The 6,088-nt window shown below is 49.2% G+C and carries 7 protein-coding genes; all 7 read left to right on the top strand.

Annotation, left to right across the window (positions count from 1 at the left end; all coding sequences use genetic code 11):
- Positions 1 to 135: 135 nt before the first annotated feature.
- The 7 genes from purN (at position 136) to V4C51_RS16695 (ending at position 5,915) form a co-directional block, all read left to right on the top strand.
- The gene (gene purN, locus V4C51_RS16725; RefSeq protein ID WP_330927319.1) at positions 136 to 801 is read left to right on the top strand and encodes a phosphoribosylglycinamide formyltransferase; all 666 of its coding nucleotides are present in this window, start codon (positions 136 to 138) and stop codon (positions 799 to 801) included.
- On the top strand, positions 798 to 1,658 hold the full coding sequence (locus tag V4C51_RS16720) for a DUF3108 domain-containing protein (RefSeq protein WP_330927318.1): 861 nt from the start codon (positions 798 to 800) through the stop codon (positions 1,656 to 1,658). The genes purN and V4C51_RS16720 overlap by 4 nt, the downstream gene beginning before the upstream one ends.
- Before the next feature lie 85 nt (positions 1,659 to 1,743).
- Positions 1,744 to 2,130 (top strand): lactoylglutathione lyase, encoded by a 387-nt coding sequence (gene gloA / locus V4C51_RS16715; protein ID WP_330927317.1) that lies wholly within the window; start codon positions 1,744 to 1,746, stop codon positions 2,128 to 2,130.
- A 261-nt stretch (positions 2,131 to 2,391) separates the two neighbouring features.
- Positions 2,392 to 4,263 (top strand): penicillin-binding protein activator, encoded by a 1,872-nt coding sequence (locus V4C51_RS16710; RefSeq protein WP_330927316.1) that lies wholly within the window; start codon positions 2,392 to 2,394, stop codon positions 4,261 to 4,263.
- Positions 4,229 to 4,606 carry a YraN family protein gene (locus tag V4C51_RS16705; RefSeq protein WP_330927315.1) on the top strand — a complete coding sequence of 126 codons (378 nt, stop codon included), beginning with the start codon at positions 4,229 to 4,231 and terminating at the stop codon, positions 4,604 to 4,606. Before V4C51_RS16710 ends, V4C51_RS16705 begins: the two co-directional genes overlap by 35 nt.
- A 100-nt stretch (positions 4,607 to 4,706) precedes the next feature.
- Positions 4,707 to 5,288, top strand: coding sequence for a phosphoheptose isomerase (locus V4C51_RS16700; RefSeq protein ID WP_330927314.1), 582 nt, complete (start codon positions 4,707 to 4,709; stop codon positions 5,286 to 5,288).
- Between the two features lie 42 nt (positions 5,289 to 5,330).
- On the top strand, positions 5,331 to 5,915 hold the full coding sequence (locus tag V4C51_RS16695; protein WP_330927313.1) for a BON domain-containing protein: 585 nt from the start codon (positions 5,331 to 5,333) through the stop codon (positions 5,913 to 5,915).
- Positions 5,916 to 6,088 lie beyond the last annotated feature (173 nt).

The raw sequence follows: 6,088 nt of genomic DNA, 5'->3' as shown, positions 1-6,088 counted from the left end.
GGTCAACTATTCGCACAAATTGATCGAAAATTCTGACTCGCCCTACTGAATTTTATGCTCGAAAGCATAAGTCCGACAGGCTCCAAGGCTGCTTTTCAGCAAGGGGGAGCGACTTGAGCAAATGGACCCTTTTTTGTGAACGCTAAAAACCGTGTTGCTGTGCTGCTTTCTGGTAATGGCAGTAATTTGCAGGCTATGCTGGATCAGCAGCCTGACTATAGTTATGACATTGTTTGTGTGATCAGCAATCGCCCGGACGCTTTCGGCCTGGAGAGAGCTAAAGCGGCCAATATCCCTGCTATTGCTTTAGATCATAAAGCAGCGCCTTCCCGGCAAGTTTTTGAGGATACACTCATTGCCCATATTGAGCGGTTTGCCCCTGACTGGATTATACTGGCCGGTTACATGCGGATTCTCAGCGCGGATTTTGTCGCACGCTTCGCCCGGCGCCTGATCAATATTCATCCCTCTTTGCTGCCAGACTATAAAGGGTTGCGTACGCATCAGCGGGTTTTGGGTGATGGTCAGAAAAAACACGGGGCAAGCGTCCATTTTGTCACGGCTGAACTCGATAGTGGTGCTATTATTGTTCAGGCATCGTTGATGATTGAGGTGAATGACACGGAAACCTCGCTTTGTCAGCGCGTACAGGCCATGGAGCACAAGATTTACCCCATGGCGGTGGATTTTCTGACCAGCGGCAGACTGACTTTCCTCGGTGATCAACTTTGGCTTGACAGTGATCCCCTTGACCAGAAAGGATACCAAGTAAACGAGCAACAATTACTGGCAAGCCCATGATCGAGTTACACGCTGTGGACGTCGCTGTCCAAAGGTCGTCGAAACGCTGGCATTCAGCGCTGTCTGTATTGCTTTTCTTTGTAAGTCTTTTGCTCACCCTGCCCTTGTTGGCAAGCGTTTCCGCGCAGTCTCAAAAGGCTGCTTCGGCTACCGGGAAACCGGTATCCGGGGAAAAACAGGCTAACGCTTCTTTGCTCAAACCCTACACAGCTGAATTAAAAGGCAGTATCAAAGGGCTACCCATGACGGCATCGGGCAGCCGGACATTACAAAAAAACAGTGCCGGCGATTGGGAGCTGGTCTTTGATGCTAATGCTGGCCTTTTTGGTATCAAGGAAAGTAGCAGTTTTCACGTGGATGCCAAAGGGCATATTCAGCCAGACGCTTACCAGTTTAAACGCTCAGGGTTTATTGGCAGTAAAAAAGAAGAAAGCGCGGAATTTGACTGGAAAAAATCCCAGGTCAAATGGAGTAAAAAAGATAAGCAATGGGCCATTGCCCTGAAAAGTGGCGCCCTTGACAATCTGTCTTACCAGACACAACTGCGCATGGATCTCGCTGCCGGTAAAACAAACCTGAAGTATCTGATTGCCGATGATGATGAAGTGTATGAACGCGAGTTTTCCATTGTTGGCGAAGAAGTTATCAACACCGAAGCAGGAAAGCTGAATACGGTGAAGATAAAAGTTAACAGGGACAATGATAAGCGAGAGACTTACATCTGGTTTGCCAAGGACTGGGATTATTTTTTTGTGAAGCTTTTGCAAAAAGAAGGGGGCTCCGAATACACCGTCGAGATTAAAAATGCGACTATTGACGGCAAGCCTATAGAGGGTATTAAAGATGCTTCAACCTGATAAAGGACCTTGATAGGATTGTCGTTGTCTGGCCTTCTTAAGAGGCCTTACTTTTGCACTACGATATTTGCCCGGGAGGCTGTCGATGCGTTTGCTGCATACTATGTTGCGTGTCACTGATCTTGACCGTTCCATTGCTTTTTATACTGATCTGTTGGGTATGACCCTGTTGCGCAAGCGTGAAAATACTCAATATCGTTATACATTGGCTTTTGTCGGCTATGCTGACGAATCCGAGCAAGCCGTGATTGAACTCACCTATAACTGGGGAACCCACAGCTACGAGCCGGGCACTGCGTTTGGTCATATTGCCATTGGTGTTGATAACCTCCATCAAACCTGTGAAACCCTCCGTAAAGGCGGTGCAAGGATTACCCGCGAACCCGGTCCTGTTAAAGGCGGCACAACGGAAATCGCTTTTATCGAAGACCCTGATGGATACAAGGTTGAATTGATTCAGCAAGGTACATGAACTCAGTAAATTGACAGTTATGTCCTGTGACTGTGGCAGTGAGGGTGAGACGTGTTTGTGGTTGACTCTTCTGTTCGCCGGGTGTCGGCAGGGAGTCCTTACGGCTTTTCGACGATACTGACACCCCCCCCTTAGGGAAAAAGGGAGTCAAATGACATTTCCTGCCCCCTGATAATAAACAGCAAGCAGTTCCCGTGCAGCAGATATACAGATATACTGGGCATCCAGCATAGTCACAGTGTTTGAGCGGTGAAGCACTTTATGAGGCAAAAACCTTTTTTTCGTCAGCTATTGATATTATTCACACTCGCCTCCCTGGTAGCTGGCTGCTCAGGGACGAAGAACATACCTATCGACGCTCTGTCCAGTCAACGTATTACCTCACCAAAAACAGCAGAGCACCTGCTGGCAGAGGCTGCAGCGGCTCATTTTCCGCAAAACATTGCGCTGAAACTGCAAGCCTCGGAGCTACTGATGGTCACCGATAAAAAACGCGCCAAAATTCTCCTCGACAGTATTGATTACGATTCACTTCCCGAAAACCTGAAAGTAACCCTGGCACTGTCGCAGGCACGCGTTGCCGATAGCACTGAGAAAAATGCCGATGTGTTTAACTGGCTCGACCGGGAAGCCATCATTAACAGCTCCGACCCCAACACGGTAGCGTTTGCCCACATCCTCCGTGCCAGAGCCTACAACCGTTACACAGAATACGCTGCCTCCCTTGATGAGTGGCTGGCAGCCATGCCACTGCTAACACCCGAACAACAAAAAAATTATGAGTCTGGTTTTTGGCAAACCCTGCTGCGAGTGCCGCTGGATCGCCTGCAAAGCCTGGAGCATGAAATACCATCAGGCGCTATCAAAGGCTGGCTTGAGCTGGCCATCCTTTATCAACCTGGCAACAACCCCAGCGAGCAACTTGTAGGTTTTCAACGGTGGTTACAGCAATGGCCCGGCCACCCCGGCAGCGCTTATGTTCCAGGCAATCTTGAGCAACTGCTCACCGCTGCTCCCCCTCAAAGAATCGCCCTGTTACTGCCTCTCAGTGGCAGCCTGGCCATCGCAGGCCAGTCAATTCGTGATGGCATTATCGCAGCACACTACCAAGCGCTGCACAACGGCGAAAAAACGCCCGAGCTATTGATTTATGATACAGGCAGTGATGATGTTGCCCATCTGGCGGATAAAGCCATCGCGGCTGGTGCCCAGCTGATTATTGGGCCTTTGAGCAAAGACAACGTCAGCCGGATTCAGACGGATATTTCTGCGCGCGTTCCAGTGCTGGCGCTCAATTATCTGGATAACCAAACCGTCACCACGGGAACACAACTATACCAGTTTGGCTTGTCCACAGAAGATGAAGCTCGCATCGTCGCTCACCGGGCCACCCTCGATGGTCATAAACGTGCGATGGTTATGACACCGGATTCATCCTGGGGCAAGAAAGTTGCCAGTGCGTTTGAACAAGCATGGGTACAAAGTGGTGGAGAGATTGCGATAACCAGCGCATTTAACCAGGAAACAGCCTTTAGCAAACTCAGCGCCCAGCTTTTACAAATTAACCAAAGCCAGCAGCGTGAAAAGCAGCTCAGTAAGTTGCTGGGAGAGTCCCTGGGCTTTCGAGCTCGACGCCGCCAGGATATTGATATGATTTTTATTGCTGCCAGCTCAGGGGATGCGCGGCAAATCAAGCCAGCCCTTGCTTATCAGTTTGCAGGTGACATTCCGGTCTATGGCACATCCAGCGTTTTTTCCGGCACGACCGATGCCGTTCAGGATCGGGATATTAATGGCATTCGTCTGCCAGTAATGCCCTGGTCTGTGCCGGGCTATGCTTCTCCTTTGGAGAAAAACATCATTCAAGCCTGGCCGCAAGCCAAAGGCACCTATGGTACTTTGTATGCTCTGGGCGCAGATGCCTATCAGCTTTATCCCAAATTGCAACAATTGAGCAACCTGCCAGGTAGTCAGATAAAGGGATTAACCGGTTGGTTAAGTATCTCTGCTGATCATCGTGTTGACCGCCAACTGGTCTGGCAGATTTTCGAAAATGGCCAAATGGTGCCGCTCCCTGTCAAACAGCCTTATAAACAAAATGCCAACCTGGCAATTACGAAAAATAAGGCGTGATGGCGCCAAGGCTGAAAAACTGGCCTTATGCTACCTTAAACAGCAAGGGTTAAGGCTTGTCGCGCATAATTTTGCCTGCCGACAGGGTGAGGTTGACCTTGTCATGCTTGACTATGAAGTACTGGTATTTATTGAGGTTCGTTTTCGTGCCTCGCAGGCATTTGGCGGGGCATTATCCAGTATCACCCCCGCTAAGCAGCAAAAGGTTCGCAAAGCAGCCGCTCAATTTATACAGCGCCATAAAGTGCATGCTCTTCGACATTGCCGGTTTGACACCATCACGATAACCCCCAATGACGACAGCCGACAAAATCGCTTAGAATGGATAAAAGGTGCATTTTAAGGGGCTCTCTCAATCAGATTTTTGCGCCTGAAACACAGTTTCGCTTCCCCTGTCAGGCAAGATAAAGAAACGGTGATAGCCGCTTTTCAGGATATTGAGTATGCTCGATCGTATTACCCGTCATTTTTCAGATAGCATTGATGCTAAAATCAGAGCGGCAGATACCCTGCCGCCCCATATTGCTCAGGCGTCTGAAATTATGGTTCAGAGCCTGCTCAGTGATGGCAAAGTTCTTGCCTGCGGCAACGGTGGTTCAGCGGGAGATGCTCAGCGCTTTGTCTCTGTCCTGCAAAACCGCTATGAACGGGAGCGGCCAGCATTACCTGCCCTGTCGTTATGTGCCGATAGTTTAACCATCAGCTCCATTGCTTCAGATTCCAGTTATAACGAGGTTTTCTCGAAGCAAATACGGTCACTGGGGCAAGGGGGCGATATATTGCTGACCATCTCCACCAACGGCAATTGTCCCAATGTTGTTCAGGCGGTGCAAGCCGCCCACGACCGTGATTTACAAGTCGTTGCCCTCACTGGCAAAGATGGTGGTGATATGGCTCGTCTCCTTCATCCTGAAGATATTGAAATTCGCGTACCAGCTACCAGTACGCACCGTATTCAGGAAGTCCACACACTGGTAATCCATTGCCTGTGCGACTTGATCGATGAATACCTGTTTTCCGGCTAAAACCCCTGACCATATAGGGGATTTCTAAAAGAGAAAAGGATAATGCGACCTATTTATACTATTTTACTTTCAGCCCTGCTTATTTTTGCCGCCGGGTGCTCGACAATCGTTGGCAGCGTCAACAAGGAGCCTATCAAGATAAACCCCCTGGAGCGCACCTGGGGCAGCTGGTTTGATGACCAGACCATTGAGACCGTCACCAGTGTTAATATCGAGAAAGCTGACCCTGACTTTAACCATGCGCGGGTCAAGGTTATCAGCTTTAACGGCACTGTTTTATTGATCGGTCAGGTGCCAGAAGCACGCTTAAAACCTGTCGCGACGACAATTGCCCGGGGAGTCGAGCATGTTAAGGAGGTATTCAACGAACTGACTGTGGGACCCGCTGCCGATTTGCTGGCTCAGAGCAATGATTCCTGGCTCACCAGTAAGGTTAAAAGTGGTTTAATCTCATCCAAGGACGTGGTAGCTGATCGTGTTAAGGTCTATACAGAAATGGGGACTGTATACTTAATGGGAATTGTCACCCCGAAAGAGGCCGATGCTGCCGTGAATGTCGCGCGCAACACAGGCGGCGTACAAAAAGTGGTCAAGGTTTTTGAATACCACTTACCTGATCATCAATAAAAAACAGGTCACAGACAATGACAGGCACCCTGATTATTCATTGCGAAAGCACAAAAACATCACGTATTGAACAAGGCTCTTAATGGATTCCGGGGAGTCGTCAGAAATACGGTTTTCCCGACTACAAAAACCGAGTGTTTCAACGTAAAACAGCTTCACTATGAAGCTTTATG

The organism is Candidatus Sororendozoicomonas aggregata (genome assembly GCF_031528575.1).
In the GTDB taxonomy this organism is placed as follows: domain Bacteria; phylum Pseudomonadota; class Gammaproteobacteria; order Pseudomonadales; family Endozoicomonadaceae; genus Endonucleibacter; species Endonucleibacter aggregata.
This window is presented reverse-complemented; position numbering and strand designations above follow the sequence as displayed.

Bases quoted from the DNA above. Each gene is read 5' to 3' on its own strand.
- V4C51_RS16720 (WP_330927318.1), top strand. From the start codon at position 798: ATGATCGAGTTACACGCTGTGGACGTCGCTGTCCAAAGGTCGTCGAAA.
- V4C51_RS16700 (WP_330927314.1), top strand. From the start codon at position 4,707: ATGCTCGATCGTATTACCCGTCATTTTTCAGATAGCATTGATGCTAAA.
- V4C51_RS16710 (WP_330927316.1), top strand. From the start codon at position 2,392: ATGAGGCAAAAACCTTTTTTTCGTCAGCTATTGATATTATTCACACTC.
- gloA (WP_330927317.1), top strand. From the start codon at position 1,744: ATGCGTTTGCTGCATACTATGTTGCGTGTCACTGATCTTGACCGTTCC.
- V4C51_RS16705 (WP_330927315.1), top strand. From the start codon at position 4,229: ATGCCAACCTGGCAATTACGAAAAATAAGGCGTGATGGCGCCAAGGCT.
- V4C51_RS16695 (WP_330927313.1), top strand. From the start codon at position 5,331: ATGCGACCTATTTATACTATTTTACTTTCAGCCCTGCTTATTTTTGCC.